The 20699-nt window shown below is 54.1% G+C and carries 20 protein-coding genes; 18 read left to right on the top strand and 2 right to left on the bottom strand.

The features are described from left to right. Positions 1-15 precede the first annotated feature (15 nt). The 10 genes from HY913_17075 (at position 16) to HY913_17030 (ending at position 13309) form a co-directional block, all read left to right on the top strand. Entirely contained in the window at positions 16-1086 is a 1071-nt protein-coding gene (locus HY913_17075) for a glycosyltransferase family 2 protein (protein MBI4964990.1), read from the top strand. Positions 1087-1114: 28 nt separating this feature from the next. Beyond that, positions 1115-1765, top strand: coding sequence for a methyltransferase domain-containing protein (locus HY913_17070; protein ID MBI4964989.1), 651 nt, complete (start codon positions 1115-1117; stop codon positions 1763-1765). Beyond that, entirely contained in the window at positions 1762-2901 is a 1140-nt protein-coding gene (locus tag HY913_17065; protein ID MBI4964988.1) for a glycosyltransferase, read from the top strand. Before HY913_17070 ends, HY913_17065 begins: the two co-directional genes overlap by 4 nt. After that, the gene (locus HY913_17060) at positions 2889-3773 is read left to right on the top strand and encodes a methyltransferase domain-containing protein (GenBank protein ID MBI4964987.1); all 885 of its coding nucleotides are present in this window, start codon (positions 2889-2891) and stop codon (positions 3771-3773) included. Before HY913_17065 ends, HY913_17060 begins: the two co-directional genes overlap by 13 nt. A gap of 423 nt (positions 3774-4196) precedes the next feature. Further along, a complete protein-coding gene (gene asnB, locus HY913_17055; protein MBI4964986.1) occupies positions 4197-6077 on the top strand; it encodes an asparagine synthase (glutamine-hydrolyzing) in 1881 nt (626 codons plus the stop codon). 47 nt (positions 6078-6124) lie between these two features. Beyond that, entirely contained in the window at positions 6125-7249 is a 1125-nt protein-coding gene (locus HY913_17050; protein ID MBI4964985.1) for a glycosyltransferase, read from the top strand. 313 nt (positions 7250-7562) lie between these two features. Further along, positions 7563-7757, top strand: coding sequence for a hypothetical protein (locus tag HY913_17045; GenBank protein MBI4964984.1), 195 nt, complete (start codon positions 7563-7565; stop codon positions 7755-7757). 72 nt (positions 7758-7829) lie between these two features. Beyond that, on the top strand, positions 7830-9581 hold the full coding sequence (locus tag HY913_17040) for a carbamoyltransferase (GenBank protein ID MBI4964983.1): 1752 nt from the start codon (positions 7830-7832) through the stop codon (positions 9579-9581). A gap of 597 nt (positions 9582-10178) precedes the next feature. Then, positions 10179-12263, top strand: a complete 2085-nt coding sequence (locus HY913_17035) for a glycosyltransferase family 39 protein (protein ID MBI4964982.1) — start codon at positions 10179-10181, stop codon at positions 12261-12263. 512 nt (positions 12264-12775) lie between these two features. Further along, the gene (locus tag HY913_17030) at positions 12776-13309 is read left to right on the top strand and encodes a hypothetical protein (GenBank protein MBI4964981.1); all 534 of its coding nucleotides are present in this window, start codon (positions 12776-12778) and stop codon (positions 13307-13309) included. A gap of 92 nt (positions 13310-13401) precedes the next feature. Here the strand turns inward: HY913_17030 and HY913_17025 are convergent, their stop codons facing one another. Both HY913_17025 and HY913_17020 read right to left on the bottom strand, forming a co-directional pair. After that, complete coding sequence (locus HY913_17025) at positions 13402-13926, bottom strand: PilZ domain-containing protein (GenBank protein MBI4964980.1); 525 nt, start codon at positions 13924-13926, stop codon at positions 13402-13404. 198 nt (positions 13927-14124) lie between these two features. Continuing rightward, positions 14125-14928, bottom strand: a complete 804-nt coding sequence (locus tag HY913_17020) for a DUF3786 domain-containing protein (GenBank protein ID MBI4964979.1) — start codon at positions 14926-14928, stop codon at positions 14125-14127. A 351-nt stretch (positions 14929-15279) separates the two neighbouring features. Here HY913_17020 and HY913_17015 point away from each other — a divergent pair, with 351 nt between their 5' ends. From HY913_17015 to HY913_16980, 8 genes are all read left to right on the top strand, one after another. Next, complete coding sequence (locus tag HY913_17015) at positions 15280-16215, top strand: hypothetical protein (protein ID MBI4964978.1); 936 nt, start codon at positions 15280-15282, stop codon at positions 16213-16215. Between the two features lie 191 nt (positions 16216-16406). Then, positions 16407-18587 (top strand): HAMP domain-containing protein, encoded by a 2181-nt coding sequence (locus tag HY913_17010; protein ID MBI4964977.1) that lies wholly within the window; start codon positions 16407-16409, stop codon positions 18585-18587. Between the two features lie 193 nt (positions 18588-18780). Then, entirely contained in the window at positions 18781-19011 is a 231-nt protein-coding gene (locus HY913_17005) for a type II toxin-antitoxin system HicB family antitoxin (GenBank protein MBI4964976.1), read from the top strand. A 51-nt stretch (positions 19012-19062) separates the two neighbouring features. Beyond that, entirely contained in the window at positions 19063-19353 is a 291-nt protein-coding gene (locus HY913_17000; GenBank protein MBI4964975.1) for a nucleotidyltransferase family protein, read from the top strand. Continuing rightward, on the top strand, positions 19350-19697 hold the full coding sequence (locus HY913_16995; GenBank protein ID MBI4964974.1) for a DUF86 domain-containing protein: 348 nt from the start codon (positions 19350-19352) through the stop codon (positions 19695-19697). Before HY913_17000 ends, HY913_16995 begins: the two co-directional genes overlap by 4 nt. Positions 19698-19760: 63 nt before the next feature. Continuing rightward, positions 19761-20006 carry a DUF433 domain-containing protein gene (locus HY913_16990; protein ID MBI4964973.1) on the top strand — a complete coding sequence of 82 codons (246 nt, stop codon included), beginning with the start codon at positions 19761-19763 and terminating at the stop codon, positions 20004-20006. 140 nt (positions 20007-20146) lie between these two features. Beyond that, on the top strand, positions 20147-20335 hold the full coding sequence (locus tag HY913_16985) for a hypothetical protein (GenBank protein ID MBI4964972.1): 189 nt from the start codon (positions 20147-20149) through the stop codon (positions 20333-20335). Continuing rightward, a complete protein-coding gene (locus HY913_16980; GenBank protein ID MBI4964971.1) occupies positions 20332-20619 on the top strand; it encodes a type II toxin-antitoxin system RelE/ParE family toxin in 288 nt (95 codons plus the stop codon). The genes HY913_16985 and HY913_16980 overlap by 4 nt, the downstream gene beginning before the upstream one ends. Positions 20620-20699: the final 80 nt, after the last annotated feature.

The raw sequence follows: 20699 nt of genomic DNA, 5'->3' as shown, positions 1-20699 counted from the left end.
AGCGTTGCCGTAACCATGACAGGCTGCACTGGAGAGCATACAATTGTGAATACCGGCGAGGCATTTGAGCCGCTCCTTTCCATTTGTATTCCAAGCTATAACAGGCCGGAGCAACTCAAAAGACTGTTGGAGTCGATCGACTGTGACCCCGCGTCGGTTGAAGTCGTGATAGCGGAAGATCACGCGCCCCTAAGAGCGGAGGTCCGTGCCGTAGTTGACGGATTTGCATGTAAATCTCCATACAGAACGCGCTACCACGAAAATGACCAAAATCTGGGATACGACGGTAATATTCGCAGGTTGATCGATCTGGCCGCCGGAAACTTTGTCCTGTTCATGGGGGATGACGACTGGTTTAGTCCCGGCGCCCTGGATCTCTATCTGGTTTTTCTTGAAAGGAATCGGGATGTCGGGTATGTCTTGAGGTCCTATTTTGGGCAGCATCCGGACGGCACCCTGGAGGTTTTCAAGCACTTGCCGGCGGAAAAGAGGCTGCCTCCCGGCCCAGAAACCTGCACATGGCTTTATAGGCGAAGCGTGGTCATTTGCGGTGTCACGTTCAAACGTCCTAGCGCATTGCGCTACCGGACAGAGCAGTTTGACGGGACACTGCTTTATCAATTGCATTTGGTGTTAGAAATCTGTCTTCGCGAAGAGGCCGTCTATTGTGATATCCCGGTTGCCGTTGCCGAACAGTCTTACAGGCTTGATCGACCGCAATTTGGCACCGCAACCAAAGAACGAGACCGATTTCAGCCGGGCATGGTGACACCGGAAAACAGCATCACTTTTACCAAAGGCTTCTTTGAAATCACACGTGCGTTTGACGAAAAACATGGCCTAAATCTGACAGAAGCCGTCCAACGAGACATTTCAAAATACTCATATCCATTTCTGTCCATTCAACGCAAGCGCGGGATGTATCCGTTCCTGCTCTATGCTCGACGCCTGGCCCAGCAAACGGGCATCAATTCAAGCTGGCATTTTTATTTTTATACTGTAGCGTTGCTCCTGTTGGGAGAGCGTGTGTGCGACCAATTTATCCTGAGAATTAAGAGAGTGCTAGGGCACACGCCTGCGCTCTGACCTGCCCCGAGATAGCTTGGATCCAATTATGCCGTCTGAACGAATCAATTTCGGATGTGGTACCACACCGACCGAGGGTTGGAGAAATTTCGACAACTCCTTAAGTCTTCGTCTGTCCCGAATTCCGCTACTACCTGCAATCCTGTACAAGTGTAAACTCATTCAAAGGGCCCAGTACCAGTTCATTCAATACGCACGATACAACCGGATAGAATATGGCGATGCCACACAGGGTCTGCCGCTGGCAGACGGCTCAATCGACGTGCTGTACAGTTCACATATGCTGGAGCATCTCGACCGGATGGAGGCTTCAATCTTTCTTAAAGAAGCGAAAAGAGTTCTTCGATCCGGTGGAATAATCAGGTTGGCGCTTCCGGATTTACGCAAGCAGGTCCGGCAATACCTTGAATCTTCAGATGCCGATTCGTTTATAGAGGGCACACATCTTTGCCAACCACGGCCAAGAACCATAGCTCAGCGCTTGAGGATCTTACTGGTGGGAACACGCCATCATCAATGGATGTATGACGGTGACTCAGCGTGTAAGACTCTCTTGACTCATGGTTTCCTAAATCCCGCTATCCTTCCTCCCGGAGAAACCGGAATACATGATCCCGGCCTGTTGGATTTAAACGAAAGGGCAGATGAAAGCGTGTACGTGGAAGCCCGCAATCCATGACGAAAAGGACACCTGCCCGCGAATTGGTTGATCCTAAATCAGATCAAATGAAAATAGTCGTTGTCGGCGATTGGCATTCAGAGGTGCACGAAGAGCCTGTTTACAGAGCTTTGCGCCAGTTGGGGCACATTGCTGTCCGTTTTTCTTGGCATCAGTACTTCAAGCCGAGCAGCCTCCTCGAACGCATTTTCTTCCCGGCATACAAGTTCCAGAACAAATATCTGCTTGGTCCGCTTATCAATCGCCTCAACCGTGACCTTGTCGGCTGCATCGAAAAAGAGAAGCCCGACGCCGTCTTCGTGTACCGCGGAACCCATATTCTCCCGAGAACATTGAAGGAATTGCGCAAAGTCAGTCCGGAAACGATACTGGTCGGCTATAACAATGATGACCCCTTCTCGCCTCTCCATCCTGGATGGAGGTGGAGGCTTTTTCTCGCGGGCGTCCCGGAATACGATCTGGTGCTGGCCTATCGCCCGCACAATATAGCGGACTTCCAGGCGGCCGGTGCAAAACAGGTGAAATTGCTGCGTTCGTGGTACCTCCCGGAAGTAAACCACCCGATCCGATTGAACGATGAGGACGCCCGAAATTTCACGTGCGACGTGGTTTTTGCAGGACATTACGAAGATGACGGACGGCTCCGGTGTTTGGAGGAAATCGTGCGACGAGGATGGAAACTCAACCTGTTCGGTCCCGACTTCGGTTGGCATCCGGCCCTGAGGAAATCTAGCGCATTGCGATCGTTCGTCCCGTTGCGCCTCGTATGGGGGAAAGACTACAACAAGGCAATTTGTGGAGCCAAGGTGGCGCTCTGCTTCCTGTCCAAGCTCAATCGCGATACCTATACCAGGCGCTGCTTTGAGATTCCTGCCTCCGGGACTCTGCTCTTAACAGAATATAGCGACGATCTGGCCGGGCTGTTCGAGTTCGGCAAAGAGGCCGATTCCTTTCGTACCCCGGATGAACTGCTTGACAAGCTCGATTTGTACCTGCGCAACGACAGGCTTCGCATGGATGTTGCTGCCGCCGGCCGAAGGCGAGTGGTTGCAGAGGGCCACGACGTGGTGTCTCGCACACGTCAACTGGTGACATTCATTCAGGAGTTGCAGGAGAACCGCGAGTGCGCCAATTAAGTGAGGAATCGCGTGCCATGCAGTTGATGCATGGATTAGGGTTCGAGTCCCTGGCCTGGTCCCTTCGCCGCCTGCACTGCCCTGTCGATGCGCATGCATTGGTCCTGGAGGTAGGATCCGGGGGCAACCCATACCCACGAGCGAACGTGCTTCTAGACGCTTACGAGGAGTCGCGGCATCGACACTGGGTCCCGCTGGTCGCAGACAGACCCACGGTGCTCGGCTTCGTGGAGAATCTACCGTTCAAGGACAAGGTTTTCGACTTTGTTATCGCTTCTCACGTCCTGGAGCACTCGACCGAGCCGGAGCGTTTTTTAGGCGAGCTGCAACGCGTCTCAAAGGCAGGATACATCGAAGTCCCAGATGCATTCTTCGAGAGGATCAACCCTTACCGGGATCATCGTTTGGAGATCACTGCTCGGGGTGGTCTGATCATTCGCAAAAAGAAAGCCTGGCAGGTGGACTGCGAACTCGTGGAACTCTATGAACATCGCGCTAAGGCCGTGATCGCTCGTGAGACTATGCCGCGTCGTCCCTTTGAGTTTCACGTGCGCTATTACTGGGAAGACGCAATTGATTTCACGGTAATCAACCCTGAGGTGAACTGTGAATGGCCGGCCCCCGAGTCTCGTGCCGGTGACAGTAGCTTGCCGAAACCTTATGCTAAAGCTCGGGAGATCGCCCAACGCCTGCTGCGCCGAATGCTTTCGCAAAACCGGCGCAATCGGTCCCTGGATTTGATTAAGCTCCTGCGATGTCCTGCGTGCCTGAGTGACGATCTTCTGCGAGAAGCGGATTTGGTCTGTCCGGACTGTACTCGTCGATATCCAATAATGAACGGAATTCCGCAAATGAACGTGCCGAATCCGTAAGGCTTCGCTTGGTCGAGGTCGCGTAACTTGGGAAAGGCATAGATTTCTCACCTCGGAGACCTCCGAGTGAGTAAGGGCACGACATGGAAACTGTCTCAGAATCGAATTTTGAACAGGGATCGTGCCACGAATTGGACGGGAGTGCAGGTTTTGGGTAGCCCGGAGGCTACGGCCTCCGGGTGCCGAAGGCACAAGAGGTCTGGACCTGTGATACGTGACCGGAATCAATGCGAAAAATAGGGGCTTGGACGATCAGTTCGGCCCCAAGACCTCTTGTCGCTTTGCGACCCGGACGTAGTAACGTCCGGGCTACCCGGTTTCGTAACACGATTTGTCTCGTGCCTCGACTTTTGAGACAGCCTCCACGCTGTGCCCCTACGCCTCCGCGATCCCTGCGGTGAACAATCCTTAGGAATTTTGCGCATGTGCGGCATCGTTGGCCTGGCATCCAGAATACCAATTCCGGATCGAAATCTCATCTCTTCCCAGAGGGATACTCTTGTACACCGAGGTCCGGATGACGCGGGGACCTGGTGGTCACCGGATTCTCGTGTGGGCTTGGCCCATCGACGGCTTTCCATCATCGATCTGTCTCCGGCCGGACGGCAGCCGATGCTAGACGGCAAGGGCGAACTTTGCATCACCTTTAACGGCGAAATCTACAACTTCCCGGAACTCAGGAAGGAGCTTATTCGTCTCGGCCACCACTTCCGGTCTGCGAGCGATACGGAAGTGATTCTCGAAGCTTACCGCGAGTGGGGCACAGATTGCCTGGAACGCCTCAACGGCATGTTTGCCTTTGGCCTCTATGACATGCCCCGCCAACGCCTTTTTCTGGCGAGAGACCGGGCAGGCGAGAAGCCTCTGTTCTACTCGGTGCGAGGAAATTCCCTCGTTTTCGCGTCCGAGTTGAAGGCGATTTTGGCCGATCCCGAGTTCCCGCGAAGGATTGATCCGCTGTCTCTGAAGCTGTGGCTCGAGTTCGGCTATGTTCCGGGAGAATCCTGCATTTTGCAGGGGGTGAGAAAACTGGCCCCTGCGCATGCTTTGACCTGGGACGTCGAGATGGGGAACGTGCGCGGGTGGAGGTATTGGAGCCTTGCACCGATGCAAAATGACGGGGCAGGACGAAGCTCCGATGAGGACTTGGTGGAGGACCTGCACCATTTGCTTGAAGATTCGGTGCGACGCCAGCTCGTGTCTGACGTGCCGGTGGGCGTTCTGCTGAGCGGTGGAGTGGATTCCAGCCTGGTCACGGCAATGGCCGCTCATGCGTCAAGCAACGTGAAAACCTTCACCATTCGCTTTCCGGATTATCCTGAATATGACGAAACCGAACCCGCAAGGCTCATCGCCGAACATTTCTCCACAGATCATTACGAACTGGCAGCCGAGCCGACGACATGGGAACTCCTCCCGAAATTGGCGCTGCAATACGACGAACCAATCGTAGACTCGTCCATGATTCCAACCTATTTGGTTTCAAGGCTGGTGCGCTCGAAATGCACTGTGGCGCTTGGCGGAGATGGCGGAGACGAATTGTTCGGTGGATACTCCCATTATGGGAGGCTGTTATGGGCAAAACGCAATCTCGGATGGATTCCGCGACCCTTGAAAATGGTGATGGCCGGCGTTGGTGCGACGCTCTTGCCTACCGGCTTCAGGGGGCGCAATTACCTGATGGGACTGAAGCGGGACCTGTCGGCTGACGGTTCGTCCTTGCCCTTTTTGTTCGATCGTGAAGCGCGAAAAAGGCTGCTTGCCCGCGATCTGTTTGAAGCAACCGAGAAGTCCATACCGCCAACTGCAAACTGGCGCGAGTCTTTGACAGAGAATGCGGATTTGTTGGATCGGGCTTGTCGAATCGATTTTCACACCCTCCTACCGGAGGACATTCTCGTAAAAGTGGATCGAGCCTCCATGCTGAATTCTTTGGAGGTCCGTGCCCCGTTCCTCGACCACCGAATCATCGAATTTGCCTTCGGCATGGTTCCGAGCCAACTCAAGGCCACTGGAAACGGACTCAAGATACTTCCGAAAATGCTGGGAAAACGGCTATTGCCCGCGAGTTTCCAGTGGGATCGCAAGCAGGGGTTTTCGATTCCTCTGGACCGGTGGCTTCGGACCGATTGGAGAGACCCAGTTGAGCAAACCTTGCTCCACAACCAGTCCCCCTTCTGGAACCCACGCGCTGTTCGCCGGCTATGGCAAGGTCATCTGCGGGGTTATTCCAATTCGGAGCGTGTGTTTGGCCTTCTCATGTTTGAATTGTGGCGAAAGGCCTACGGGATAGAAGTTCCGTAGGCGGTTTCTCCAGGAAGCTCCCGCCCCTTCCGGAGCCGAGTCGCTAAGTGATTGATGGGATTCATATAGCTGTTGAAGCCACAGGGGCAAAGTTTGGGGGCTCAGAGACTATCTTGCTCGAATTCCTCGATGCCGCGATTGCCGACAGGCGAGTCGCACAGACAAGCATCTTTTGCTCGCCAAGGCGGAATAGAGGGTTTGAATTCCCCTCTTCGGCAAAAGTTAACCTCATCGAGAATGAGTGGTGTGACAAGAACTACTTGGCTCGCGTGGCTTGGTATGAATTCGGTTTGGGAATCGCGGCCAAGCGATTGTCCTCGCACGTGATATTTGCCTCCAGCCAATTCGGGAGAGGATGTTTCGGTGTTCCCCACGTCACGTATGTGCAGCAGTCACTCCCATTCAGCGATGAAGCCGTCTCTACCTATCGCTCAGCCCTCTGGCGATTCCGCATAGGGATGATTCGTCACCAGATGAAGCGGTCCTGCACGTCAGCCCGCCGGGTGTTGGTCCAGTGTGCTGTGATGAAGGACTGGATCTGCTCTTCATTCAACATCGAACCAAGCAAAGTAACAGTTGTGTACTCCGGGCCAAAACATATGGCCAACCCGGATACACCCAGCCCTAAGCTGGCTTCTATGCGTTTGACCGGTCTCGGGCCCAAACTGCTCTACGTTGGTGCAGACTATCCGTATAAGAAGCTTGATACAGCGGTGGCGGGACTTGCTCTTTTGAGAGAGTTATCGCCTGAAGCTCGATTATTCCTCACCTTACCGGAGAAGCACCACTACGCCGCGAGACCCGGTGTCCACTGCCTCGGGTATCTCAGGGGTGCGGAGTTAACCGAAGCCTACCAATTGGCCGATGCCCTCATACTGCCTTCATTGGTTGAAAGCATGGGGCAGACTCCTCTGGAGGCTATGTCCGTCGGCACTCCTGCCCTCGTGGCCGACAGGCCTTATGCCCATGACATATGCCAGGACGCCGCCCTCTTTTTTGACCCCTGGAGCCCCGACGACTTTGCAAAAAAGGCTTCTCTTATCTTGGCAGACCGCAGTTTACATCAGTCTCTTGTCGAGAAAGGATTTGCGCTCGTAATGGAACGGAAAGCCGCCAAACCGTATGAACAGATCCTGGATATCGTTCTCGAAAGCGCAAACGCGGCTAAATAGACCGGATGATGTAATCATTCAGTTACGTGCGGGAGCGCCTCCCATGCCCCGAAGGGGCAGCCCAACAGTAGCCACGGGCGTGAGCCCGTGGACAATGGCCCACACAATCATTTGGATCACCGACCCTGGAGGGGTCGACCAATCCCGAAGCCCAACTCACATTCATGGTCGACCCCTCCAGGGTCGGTGATTCAGGGCTGTAGCAGTACTTCCGGTCCACGGGTTTACATCCCGCGTCCCGCGGGACTACCATTGGTACGCCCCTTCAGAGCTCAGAATTTTTTCTACCCCCGCAAGACTGGATGGTTACAGCGTGAGCTGGTTCAGACTGGTAACCAGGAGCCAGTTGTGGTACGATCATTGGTTTACCACCATGGGGTGCGTTGTGTTGCCGGAAGCGGAGGCGATCCAGGCTGGTGATGTGGGAGTTACAACGAGGGCTACCAACGGCGCATTTGACGTGCTGAGGCCTGATCCATCGCACAAACAAACGCTCCGCTCTTCCTGAAGTGATGTATCGTACCACCCCGTTGGGTCTTGCACTTCCAACCCATTTTCAGCGATTTGAGTGAGGGAGAAGGTGTCTGTCATTCTCGGAATAAATGCTTTCCATCCAGGCGCTTCAGCGTCCTTGGTGATTGATGGGGTCCCCGTCTGCGCAATTGCCGAAGAGCGCCTCAACCGCGTTAAGTATTACGCCAAGTTCCCGGTGCTGTCGATTCGGAAATGTCTGGAAATTGCCGGCATAACCTTCCGCGACGTAGATTATGTTGCGCTTGGCAACGACCCGAAGGCCAACCTGGGCCAAAAGGCGTATTTCGTCATGAGGAACGTTCAGCACTTGCCCAGTATTCTTTCGCGGGCGAGCAAACGGCTTCAGCACACTGACCTCAAGAACCAGATCGTCAAGGAATGCGGCATCGAACCTTCATCCGTGCGATTCAAGCCCATACACGTAGAGCATCATCTAGCGCATGCCGCAAGCTCGTACTTCATCTCCGACTGGGAAAGATGCGCTGCCTTCACAGTAGACGGTTCCGGCGACTTCGTTACTTGCACACTAGGCAAATGCGAGAATGACAGCATCGAACTGTTGCGCAAGGTATACGTGCCCCATTCCTTGGGTACTTTCTACACCATGGTTTGCGAGTTCATCGGGTATTCTAAGTATGGAGATGAAGGCAAGGTCATGGCCCTGGCCGCGTTCGGTAATGATTCTTTTAAGCAAGAGTTTCGCGATATTCTGACTGTCACTCCCGAGGGCTTCACGCTCAATCTTAAGTATTTCATGCCCTTGGGGCCGAACCAGGGCATCAGATTTGACGAAACGGGCGAGGCTTTTTTCAGCCGGCAGTATTCGGATCGTATGGAGAAAACTTTCGGTTCTCCCAGGGATTTAGCCACGCCTTTGGCTGAGCGTGATATGAATTTAGCGGCGGCAATGCAGCATCGGTTCGAGCAGGCCTATTTCCACATGCTCAACTTGCTGCACGGCCTGGTTCCCGATGCTCGCGTCGCAATCGCCGGAGGTTCAGCGCTCAACAGCGTCGCCAACGGAAAGATCGCTCAACAAACACCATTTCGGGAAACCTCGATTCAACCTGCAGCCGGCGACGAAGGCAACTCGCTGGGAGCGGCTCTGTATGTGGCCCGGTCCATTCTGCACGACGGGGACCGGTATATCATGAAGCACCCGTACCTCGGACCGGAGTACTCGGAGTCTGTCGTTCAGGCGGCTCTGGAAGCTCATCACATCCCCTATCGACGAATGGAGCAGCCTGAGCTGCTGAAGGCAACAGCCCGGTCGATAGCCGATGGGGCCATTGTCGGCTGGTTCCAGGGACGGATGGAATGGGGACCGCGGGCCCTCGGCAACCGGTCAATTCTGGCTCATCCCGGCCTGGAGACCATGAAAGAAACCTTGAACGCGCGCATCAAGCGCCGAGAGTGGTTTCGTCCTTTCGCACCGGCTGTTTTGGCGGAAAGGCAGAACGATCTTTTTGAAGAAAGCTCCCCCTCCCCGTTCATGCTTCACGTGTATAAGATCAGGCCGGAATGGCGCGAAAAATTGCCGGCTGTCAATCATGTCGACAATACCGGCCGATTGCAGACAGTGACCAGGGAATGTAACGCTCTTTTTCATAACCTTATTCGAGCCTTCGACGAATTGACCGGCATTCCAGTGATCCTCAATACGAGCTTCAATGAGAACGAACCTATCGTCTGCTCGCCTGAGGACGCGATCGAGTGCTTCCTTCGGACCCGAATGGACGCGCTGGCAATCGGCCCCTTTTTCTGCAAAAAGGAACTCACCGCGGAAGCGCCAGTGTAGCCGCAACAAGGCCCCAATCCGGCGGGAAACGCCGACGACACCGTTCCGGGTCCCCGTGGGGACGTCAAGATAATAGACTGAATAGACAGGGAAGTTGGAAAACTCCAACTTCCCTTTTTTTGTTGGTTAAGGAATCCAGGCCCTGTATATCCGTTGCCAAAAGTAATGTCCGTTTGGCCAGAAGATAATCAATCTGGTCTTCAGATCGTATCTACGGGGCCTACTTCTCAAGAGCGTCACAACGCCCGTCGTTCCAGCGAAGGCGGGAACCCAGGAAATCCCACGAGACGCGGGACTGGATTCCTGCCTCCGCAGGAATGACGGAATGGAGTGCTTGCCAATCGGACAAAAATTATGGCAACCGCCATAAAATTCCCCAAACGAATCTCTGACAATCTCGTCTATAAAGAAGACTGCTCACACTGATGCGCTTTCCCGGACGTCAGCATGGCAGGCTTTCCGCGGGACCGCCAGGCTATTGCGGTGGAGGCCAGAGCCTGCCCCGGACCACGATCCGGGGTCCCTGCCGGCCCACGTTAATATTGCCCGTTTGATCGCACATTGGTGCACGACTGCAATTCACCGGAGCCTTTTATAATGTCCCATCCCGTGCCAATCCACGAGCTAGAGACCGCGGCCGCTCGCCTGTGGAAAAGCGTCATGCTCCTCGCCATCCTCCTGCTGGGCCTCGGGTTGCGCTTGGTCAAGCTGGCGCAGAATGGATGGGGAAACGAGTACTACACCGCCGGCGTTCGGAGCATGACGACTAGTTGGCACAACTTCCTTTACAATTCCTTCGATCCGGCCGGGTTCGTTTCAGTGGACAAGCCCCCGGTTGCGCTGTGGATCCAGGCCGCTAGTGCCAAGTTTTTCGGCTTCCATGCCTTCAGCGTCCTCATGCCCCAGGTCCTCGAAGGTGTGGCCGCGGTGTGGATCGTTTACCATCTCGTGCAGCGCGGTTTTGGCGCTCGGGCCGGGCTGTTGGCCGCGCTCTTCCTGGCTATCACGCCGATAAGCGTCGCGATCGACCGATCGAGCAACACCGATAGTTGCCTGGTGCTGGTCCTGCTCCTAGCGACATGGGCCCTAATCCGGGCTGCCGAAGAAGGTAGCCGGCGTTTTTTGCTGCTATCTATGGCCCTTATTGGCCTCGGGTTCAACGTCAAGATGCTGGCCGCGTTTGTCGTGCTGCCGGCCTTCGTGCTGGTTTACTATCTGGGCGCACCCGTCGTGCGGGGACGCCGCTTAGCAGACTTGGCCATCGCCGGCCTACTCTTGATCGTGGTGTCTCTGTCCTGGGTCCTTATTTACGACTTGACGCCGCCCGAACAGCGGCCGTTCGCCGGTACCACCAAGAAGAATTCCATGCTGGAACTTGCGGTCGGTCCGTACGCGGTCGGACGGTTCGTGTCGCCTCTGAAATCGTCTGAGCCTACCCGGAGCGATCCGCGGTCCCGACAAGACGCTGCTGGCCGAGTTCAATGGGCTCCCGGCGAAGAAACTCCGTCCCAGCCCGGGGATGGCAAAAGATTGTCGCGACTTTTCGTCCGGGCCCCGGCGGGGCCGCTGCGGCTTGCCGACGGCCAATTGGCCGGGCAAGTCGGGTGGCTGTTCCCTCTGGCAATTATGGGGCTTGTGCTCGCAGCGGTTCGGGAACGGTTCCGCAAGCCGCCGGCGCCGACTCACCTGGCGCTGCTGCTGTGGTTCTGCTGGGCCGTCGCTTATGGAGTTGTCTACAGCTTTGCGGGCGGCATCATGCACCTGTATTACCTCGCGACCCTGGCGCCTGCGCTGGCTGCGCTGGCCGGCATCGGAGTGGCCTGTCTTTGGGACAGGTACGCTCAGAAGGGTTGGGGCGCGCTTCTCCTTCCCGCCTCACTTGTCCTGACCGCCGTGTGGCAGATATATATCAACGCAAGTGCCTTCGATGGGACGCTTGGGGAAATGCTAAATGCCATGGCCGCACTCATAGCTCTGAGGGGACGCCCTGGTGTTCAGCTTACGTGGCTTCATGTTGATCTCCTTGCGGTAACCCTCTTTGTGGCAGGCGGGTCGCTCCTCATGCTTTTTCGTCAACCCTGGGGTCGGACCGAACGGGCCCTGGCAGCTGGTATGTTCGGAATTGGACTCCTGGCGCTGCTGGCGTTCCCTATGGCTTGGGCCTGGAGCAGTGTCATCGCGCCTGGACATGGCACGCTACCCTCGGCAGACCCGGCACGCCTTCTTCCTGGCCACGGCAATTCCGCAGCGCTCTCCAGCCCCGGGTTAAGCAAGGTCATGGGCGACTCGAAACTGGTTCGCTTCCTCAAGGCCAACAGCGGAGGCGAACGCTTTCTGCTGGCTACATCGAGCGCGCGGCTTGCCGCTCCGATCATCATCAGCACGGGAGGGGCTGTGATGGCGATGGGAGGCTTTCATGGGCTGGACCCTATTTTGAGTCCGGAGAAGTTGGAGCGGATGGTCCAAGCCGACCAGGTCCGCTTCGTGATGCTGGGCGATTGGTGGTTCGTCAGCCGTATGCTCGGCGCGGAGGCAGCGGAACGGCCCATCGCCGACTGGGTCAGAGCCAAAGGGAGATTAGTCGATTCCACTCTGTGGCGCTCCTTCGATAGTACGAGGAGTCGTCTGGAGCTTTATGATCTGCGGCCGGACGTGGCCCTTGTACAGGTTCCGTCGCGATAACCGCGGTGATCGGGACACGTTTGCCTATTGTGGACACGGAAATATGCCGTTGACAAATAATCACCGGGACAGACCTGTGCCATTGCGAGGAGTGAAACGACGAAGCAATCTCATTTTCGGTGGGACCGGCATCTTGCCGGTCATTCAAATAGACAGGCTGGAAGCCTGTCCCACCAGGCATGGCTGCCACCAATGGAGATTGCTTCGGGCTTGCGCCCTCGCAATGACAGTTGCATTCTTTCCCAAGTGAATAATTCCGTGTGGACAAAAGATTATTTGTGGACTAGGTGTGAGCTACAAGAGCGTAATCACTCATTTAATCTGGGCTTCTTGAGGTCTCTGTCATTGCGAGCGCAGCGAAGCAATGACCGTTTTCCGCCGCTGGTGACTGAACGGCTAGGCAAGAGCCGAATGCGTTGTTGCTGCATCGGCTGGAACATGATATTTCAGGATCGCACGCTGGTTAAGCCTGTTCCCCCAATGCAGTCTTCAGCCCTCGGTAGGGGTCCACTATGAAAATCCTTGTCCCGGTTATGTTGGCCTTCTTGAACCTCGCATTTGCTGCCGAAGCGCAAGAAACCTTTACGGCATACGGCTCGACTGTCATGTACACTCGCCCGGACCCTTCCCAGTGGAACCTAGTCCACGATGGCATAGACGCGAAGTCAAATGCATTTCTGCTCATGTTCGAGCACAACCCGATCGAAGATGCTGAAGGTCGTAAGATACGCCCTGTCATGGCTCTCATCTGTGAAACGGTCCCGGAGGCCATTGACGTAATAAAGTACTCCATCGGCAAACGGGTACAAGTTCCATTCGACGTCAAGGAGATGCTGACCCCCCAGCGAGGCAATTTCACTCACAGCAACTCCGTCGGGTATGAGGGGGAATATAAAAGAGGAGCCGTGGTTCACAAGGTTCTTGTGGGCCATTTGCGCCATAAGGTGGCCGGGGTTCAGGTGATCTGCGATTCGACGGACGGTGTTTACGACAAAGTGGAGGCAGACATGAGGGCCTTTCTGTTCTCCATAACGTTCAAAGAGTAAGCGGCCGCTACCTCTCCTCTTTCCCGTTGTGGTAAAATCCCGAGCTGATGGGAAATGGGATAAAAGGGGGAACCGTTGCGCAGTTAAGGACGTTACCCGTGAACAATCGTCCGAATTAATTCTCTGAGAAGAACCGCGTTGCCTTGAGAAATATTCACTATCTCAAATCCCGCCAGAAAGTCAGCGTCGCCCTCTGGTTCCTCCCAACGAAAGACGGCCTCAAGTACTATCTCGTCGGCTGACACTAGTCCCCCGGTATCAATTCTTAAAGCTAGCATCACGCCAAGAGGTGGGCGCATACCCTTTACGCAACCGCCCTTTTCATTAATGTCGACCAGGAGCCCTGAAGTCGATTCCGGAGACTCCATGGCGTTGACTGTTAAGAGCAACTCAAGGGGGTAACGTGGTGTGACTCTTCTGTCGCTGTCACTGGCCTCGTAGTCGTAGAGTATGGGCCTCCAGTAGACATGTGCAGAATTTACCGCCTGTTCGCTCATTAGCTGGAGAAGCCTTCTGCGCAGGTTCGCAGCGGACAACCGATATTTCTCCATCAACTCCGAATCAATTACACCACGCCGAACATCGTCAATCAAAGAGCCTTCGTCATTCGTTATCATTTGGACCTCCGCCGACCCACCCCCCAAAAACCGGTCCAGATTCTTGGTAAGTATTATGGCAGAATCTCAAGTCAATAGGAACACAAATGCATAAAGGAGGTCAGGGCTGGAAGTCGGCGCTGCAAAAACAATATACTTGCCTCCATCCCTGACCATCCAGCGGGCTCGGAACGTCCTTGACATAAGTGGAATCGCTCCTTACTTGCCGTGGGTGACCGCGATTTTTTCGAACATCATCACGAGCCCGGTGGCAAGCGTGTAGAGTGAATCAACAACCAGATTGTCTTCCGCTGTGTCGTCGAAGAAAACATTCAGCGATGATTCCATGCCGTCGTCCGGCTTCCAGTAACAAATGAGCATCGGTATCCTCGGAAGAGGGTGCAATATTACTGCAATGTCCGAATTAAAGGCATTAGGCGCAGATTTCGCGCTGAAGATTTGGATCATATGCTCAAACAGATCTGTATGAGTATCGGCAACTTGCTTCAACGGCTTTTCACACCGCTGGCCGAAAAGGCGAGCCCACGTGGCCCCATTCTTGAGTTCACGCATGGGGACCCAGTTGCCTGAAACGGGCTTCCCGGAGCAACCCACAACATAGTTTAAGAGCGGTATTGTGACCCACCCATGCACGTGGCAGTCAGAAGTGACATTTCCCTGGGAATCGACATGGAAGTCCTTGCCAAGGCACTTGACCGCGAGTTTTTCCTCCGAAAACGAAGCGCCCAACCTCGCGGCGGAAGAACCCAAATCTACTCCGGCGATTTTCCGCTTCAATTGTGCCAGCGCTTGTTCCTGTTCCCGGTCCAAAGTCCTGGACTGAGAGTTCTGGACACTGAACGTCTCCAGGTTGGCCTTTGGTATATGGACGCATTCCTCCAGGCCCTTATCACCCTTGAAGACAGCCGCGGCAAAAGCAAAACATGTCGGAACCCTACAGTCCCGGCAATTGGTCTTTGGTAGAATCTTGAAGATCTCCATGGCGTTGTTTAGTTGAATCATTTCCACGTTCTCCCACTCACCTCGTCAATGTCGATCGGCACCGTTTGGATCGCCCAAGATCTTGCAGGGGCTGGTGTTAACGACCACCTTCGCTCCTCAAGCTCCAATCGGGCGTGACTGTCAATGGAATCCATTGTATTCGACGGCGTTCCATCATGCAACGTCTGTAACCGGGGCCACATTCGGCAGGTTGCCATCGCAAAAGCAATGGGCCTGACCCTTTTCTCCGATAGTGCTTGACTGAAGAAAAAACGAAGAGATATGCTTTAGCTATCGGCGAGAATTCCTTCGTCAAGCAAGTCGGTCTGTAATATGCTCGGCTTCTCGGCTAATTCAGGTGGGGGAAATGGCATGTCAAAGAAGATTAGCGCTCGTCAGGTCCACGAAGACCTCAAGTCCGGTATGAGTGATCATGCCGTGATGGAGAAATACGGGATCAATGCCGCAGGGCTTGCGAAAGTTCGTGCAAGGATCGAGCAAATAGGTTTGTCGCGAAACACCGAAGGATCTCATGGCGAGGAAAGGCAACCTCATCGCACAATAGACCACGCACCATGCCCCTCCTGTGGCTTCCCCTTGAACGGCAAATCACTAGACTGCCCCAAATGCGGAGTTTTATTGTCGCGGGTGACCGCGACCCCCGTTCCTCGCGATGGGTTTGGCGAACAGGAAGGCGTAAGCAATTCGACCGGTCACCTAAGAACCGAAAAACGACCTCAAGCTGAAAGCGGAGTTCGAGATTATGACGAAGAAGGGGATTTTGGAGCAGCACATGCCCAGATACGCAGTCGCGGCAAGCTGGCTCAGTTTTTTGGAGACCACAAATTGATTGCGATCATGGTCTGTGTTGTCGGCGTACTGCTGGTACTTGCGCTAATCGGCTTTGGCGTCGAGACCTACTTCAAGAGCAAGCGCATGAACGCGTACAAGCAGGTCCTCGACGACTGTCGAAACAATCTGTCAATGAGCAGCAAACCCGATTTCGAGGCTTCATTGGAACGGGTGAAACGCCTGATTGCCGCCGCGGCGGGGACCGCAAAGGGCACGAGCTGGTCGGAAGAAGAAGTCGCGTTTATGGTTTTTTCCGCGCTAGATGAGACGGACAGATTCCTCGACGAAATGAAACGGCTGGCAGACGAAAACGAGGAATTGTACGGCCGCAATGCCGCCCAAACAGGGCAATTGCTGAAAAGCGGCGTGGCAAGGATGGTCGCGTCCATTGGCAACAAGAACGCGAAAGCCTCGATTCGGCTTTCGCTTATATCTCGAGGGTATGTGAGCCAATGAAAGCAATGATGACGCGGTGTTGCCCAGCAGAGTCCGATGATCTCCCATGTTAAAAAGAAATCGGCCTGCGCAGCCCGTCAACCGCTTCCTAACCGACCTGACTTCCTATCCAAACCGGGACTCCGATAGAGAATTCATTCACTATCCGGACCGGTTTCCTGGGGGTTGATGGGCAAAGGTGGTTTCCGGAAATGATAACCCTTCGCAAAAGCATTGCCGTCAAAATCGCTCTGCTGGTTCTCGGCAGCACTTGCCTGGTTCTAGCCATGGTCTTGTGGGTCAATTACAGTAGATCCAAAGAGTTAATAAAGCAAGAGGCAGGGAAAAGCGCACGGAATCTCACCGCCTCTCTGGCCAATGAAATCGAGCAGGAATTTCTGTTGGTGGCTCAGGCAGTCGAGGATTTAACTGCCTTCTTGGAGTCAAGCACTTGGGATGAGGAGGCCCTTCTCCGCCATATCAGACACATGGTCACGGGGCATGATCGAGTTTTCGGGTCCACTGTGGCCTTTTTGCCCAATATGTTCAAACCGGATGTTGAAAGATTTGCCCCTTATTTTTTTAGAGCAAACGGCGAGATCAAGTTCGAGCAGCTCGGCACAGAATCTTACAATTACTTTTCCAAAAATTGGTTCAGCGTTCCTGTGAAGCTGAGAAAGCCCGTATGGACAGACCCTTACTTTGATGAGGGCGGTGGCAATGCAGCGATGATCACCTACGCGAGCCCCATGTTTGGCGAAAAGGAGGAAGGCTCAACACCGCGCTTGAGGGCCGTCGTAACTGCGGATATCTCTCTGGAACAGTTGAATAAACTTACGAATTCCAAGCATGTCTATGAAACCGGATTCCTGTCAGTGATCTCGGATGAAGGGACTTTTGTCACCAATCGAAATCCTGATCTAATTATGCGCTCGTCAATATTCGATACTGCTGATAAGGCGAAAGATCCGCGAGCCAAAGAGCTTGCCCGGGCGATGATAACTGAGGAATCAGGCTTCTACGACATTGGTCCGGGCATTACCGGAGTCGATTCCTACCTGGCTTTCACGCGAATTAATCCTCCGGGGTGGACCCTGGCTGCCATCCTGCCAAAGAAAGAGCTTTTCGCAGAAGTGGAGGATCTTTTCCGGACAACGATCCTCTTGGCAGTGGTTGGCATAGTATTGCTGGTGTTCGCTTCCGTTTTAGTTGCACGCTCTATCAGCCGTCCTTTGCGCCGCATGGCCGATGAAACGGTCAAGGTTGCCGCGGGCGATCTAGATATCGATTTGGGAGATATCCAATCCAATGACGAGGTGGGCCAGTTGGCACGGGCCTTCACTCGAATGACAGAGGGATTGAAGGACAGAGACCGCATAAAAGACACTTTCGGACGCTACTTGACACAAGAAGTGGTCAAGCGACTTCTTGACTCTAAAGACGGTCTCAGGCTCGGCGGAGAAATGAGAGAGCTTTCCATCATGATGTCGGATCTGAGGGGCTTTACTGCTCTCACCTCGACGATGAGCCCTGAGCAGGTGATCAAGTTTTTGAACAGATATTTGGGCAAGATGGTGGACATCATCTTGGATCACCGCGGGATCATCGATGAGATCATCGGGGATGGTATTCTGGCTTTTTTTGGCGCACCGGAAGCCCTGGAAAATCATCCGGAGTTGGCCGTGGCGTGCGCCCTGAAGATGCAATTAGCCATGGAAGGAATCAACGCTCAGAACGAGGCCGATGGCTTGCCGCATCTCGAAATGGGAGTCGCAGTCAACACCGGCGAGGTTGTGGTTGGTAACATCGGGTCGGAAAAACGAGCCAAGTACGGGGCGGTTGGAGCACAAGTCAACTTCACGGGAAGAATGGAATCCTTTACCGTAGGCGGACAGGTTTTGATCAGTAAGGGAACGTATGAGAAGGTCTCCGATAAACTCGACGTGACGCAAGTGCTCGACGTTGCAATGAAAGGAGTACCCGGGAAGGTCAAACTCTACGACGTGAAGGGCATTGCGGGCCAGTACGAGGCCTATCTGCGCGATAGGGATGAAACACTGACCCGAATAGGTGAGCGGGTACCAGTCCGGGTATTTCGGCTTGATCAGAAAATGATGTCCGGCAAAGGAGAAGGCGGCCATATTACTTACGCATCGCTTATCTCGGCAAAAGTAATGTTCGAGAAAGAAATTTCATCGTGGGAAGACATACGAATGGTTGTGGAGCAAAGCCCAGCTAGCCAGGCACCTCCGGAAATATACGGCAAGGTCATCTCGGTCAGCGGTCTGCCGGATGGAACGGAAGGCCTCGTCCGTTTCACGTCGGTCTCGGCTTCTGCTTACGAACTGATTCGTAGGCTTCTTGGGATTGAACATAGTTCCGGTTCAGCATGATGTCCTTGGAATCCCGAGCCCTAAGGAATCTGAACACCGGAGGAAGTTCAAGCACAAGGCCCAATAAACATCGTGGCCTGGAATTACACGCTGAATCGACGGAGTATAGCGTTGCAGCGCATCCTAAAGTGCTCTAATATGGCAGCAGTTGGTGGTTGGAGGCAGCGGAATTCCCGGATCGACGGGGCGAATCATGAAATACCGTATTTTGATTGAGCCAGACGAGGATGGCGTCTTTGTGGCAGAGGTTCCGTCACTGCCGGGATGCGTATCACAGAGTCGAACCCGCCAGGAAGCCATAGAAAATGTCAAAGAAGCCATAGGAGCTTATCTTGAGAGCCTCGCGGTACGCGGGGAGCCTATTCCTCCTCTTTTTGCCGTAATTCAAGGATTATATCCATTTGGCGAAGGATGTTCCGGATAAAATACGGGAACTGATTGAGGAATAAGCACTCGTACACCAAGGGATTCAGTCATGGGCATCAACGAACTGTTAAAGGAAAAGCGGGAAGACATCTTGCGGTTGGCAGCGAGATACGGCGCCTCAAACGTGCGAATCTTCGGCTCCGTGGCGAGGAGGCAGGCCGGACCTGAGAGCGATATAGATTTCCTCATCGATATGGAGCCAGGGCGGACCCTCTTTGACCTCGGAGGATTCCTTTATGAACTCCAGGAACTACTGGGCATTCCGGTAGATGTGGTGCCGGAACAAGGACTCCGAGAGAACGTCCGGTCGAATGTAATCAGAGATGCGGTCCCGTTATGAGAGATGACCGAGCACGTCTCATGGACATGGTCGAAGCCGTAACAAGTATTGAAAAGTACGCTGTTTTCGGTAAGGACCGTTTTCTTAGGGACGAGCTGATACGGACTTATATCATTTATCAGTTGCAAACCCTCGGCGAAGCGGCCTCCAAGTTGTCTCCCGCTCTACGGGCAAGGCACACCGAGGTCCCGTGGCCGAAGGTCCTCGGCATGCGACATGTCCTCGTTCACGATTATTTTCGCGTCAACTATGACATTGTGTGGGGTGTTATCGAGGCTGATCTTCCCCCCCTGAAGGCTCAGCTCCAAGGGATTCTCTCGGAGTTAGCGGGCCTGGAGCAATGACTTGACACACCCGGTCGAGTTGGCCCACACCGTTTTGTCAGATCCAAAAAGGAGGGCTTCTCGGTGACCTGGCAGGAAAGAATTGTCATAGACCCACGCATACTCGCGGGCAAACCAGTTGTAAAGGGCACCCGGCTTGCAGTGGAATTCATTGTCGGTCTGCTCGCGGAAGGGTGGCCGGAAGAGGAAATAGTGAAGAATTATCCTGGGTTAACCAGGGAAGACATCCACGCGTGTCTTGGTTATGCCAGTGCTGTTCTGAAAGCCGAAAAGGTCTATCCCCTTCCGGACCCGGTGTCTAATCCATGAGATTCCTGGCGCCGAGCCAACAACAAAATAAATACGGTGGCCCTGGAATTACATGCTGAATCGACGGGGTAGAATTGCAGGGCAATCCAAACTGTTCTAGTATGACGGCAGTTGTCAGTTGTCGGCAAAAGGAGTGGGCAATGGAGAGTACCAACATAAAAGAAGAGGCCCGACGTTTAGTGGATCGACTGCCAGACGATTCCACTTGGGACGATCTGATGCATGAAATTTATGTGCGTCAATCCATAGAGAAAGGTCTTGCCGACAGCGAGGCCGGGCGTACTACTAGTGTTGAAGAGGTTCGTGCCAAGTTTGGGCTCGACAAGTGAAGGTCGAGTGGACAGACAATGCGCTGGAACAGCTCTGGGCCATTCATGACTATATAACTCAAAGCTCTCCGGAATACGCCCAGAGAGTTGTCGATCGTCTCACCGCGCGCAGTCAACAAATCAGAGACTTTCCTTTATCCGGTCGTGTCGTGCAGGAATACAATGCACCACAAATACGAGAGGTCATTGAAGGACCGTATCGGATTATCTACTACATAAGGCCCGACCGGATTGATGTTCTTGCGGTAATTCACGGCGCACAACAGACTCCCTGGAGCAGGTAGGTTAGGCGAGTAGTAAGAAACGCAAGAAGGGGCTCTCATTCAAGAAACCCGAGTTCCTCTTTGTTTTTCGCTCCCGCATC

The organism is Desulfomonile tiedjei, from assembly GCA_016212925.1.
Classification (GTDB): Bacteria; Desulfobacterota; Desulfomonilia; order Desulfomonilales; family Desulfomonilaceae; genus JACRDF01.
This window is presented reverse-complemented; position numbering and strand designations above follow the sequence as displayed.

Bases quoted from the DNA above. Each gene is read 5' to 3' on its own strand.
- HY913_17075 (MBI4964990.1), top strand. From the start codon at position 16: ATGACAGGCTGCACTGGAGAGCATACAATTGTGAATACCGGCGAGGCA.
- HY913_17070 (MBI4964989.1), top strand. From the start codon at position 1,115: ATGCCGTCTGAACGAATCAATTTCGGATGTGGTACCACACCGACCGAG.
- HY913_17065 (MBI4964988.1), top strand. From the start codon at position 1,762: ATGACGAAAAGGACACCTGCCCGCGAATTGGTTGATCCTAAATCAGAT.
- asnB (MBI4964986.1), top strand. From the start codon at position 4,197: ATGTGCGGCATCGTTGGCCTGGCATCCAGAATACCAATTCCGGATCGA.
- HY913_17035 (MBI4964982.1), top strand. From the start codon at position 10,179: ATGTCCCATCCCGTGCCAATCCACGAGCTAGAGACCGCGGCCGCTCGC.
- HY913_17030 (MBI4964981.1), top strand. From the start codon at position 12,776: ATGAAAATCCTTGTCCCGGTTATGTTGGCCTTCTTGAACCTCGCATTT.
- HY913_17025 (MBI4964980.1), bottom strand. From the start codon at position 13,926: ATGATAACGAATGACGAAGGCTCTTTGATTGACGATGTTCGGCGTGGT.
- HY913_17020 (MBI4964979.1), bottom strand. From the start codon at position 14,928: ATGATTCAACTAAACAACGCCATGGAGATCTTCAAGATTCTACCAAAG.
- HY913_17015 (MBI4964978.1), top strand. From the start codon at position 15,280: ATGTCAAAGAAGATTAGCGCTCGTCAGGTCCACGAAGACCTCAAGTCC.
- HY913_17010 (MBI4964977.1), top strand. From the start codon at position 16,407: ATGATAACCCTTCGCAAAAGCATTGCCGTCAAAATCGCTCTGCTGGTT.
- HY913_17005 (MBI4964976.1), top strand. From the start codon at position 18,781: ATGAAATACCGTATTTTGATTGAGCCAGACGAGGATGGCGTCTTTGTG.
- HY913_17000 (MBI4964975.1), top strand. From the start codon at position 19,063: ATGGGCATCAACGAACTGTTAAAGGAAAAGCGGGAAGACATCTTGCGG.
- HY913_16995 (MBI4964974.1), top strand. From the start codon at position 19,350: ATGAGAGATGACCGAGCACGTCTCATGGACATGGTCGAAGCCGTAACA.
- HY913_16985 (MBI4964972.1), top strand. From the start codon at position 20,147: ATGGAGAGTACCAACATAAAAGAAGAGGCCCGACGTTTAGTGGATCGA.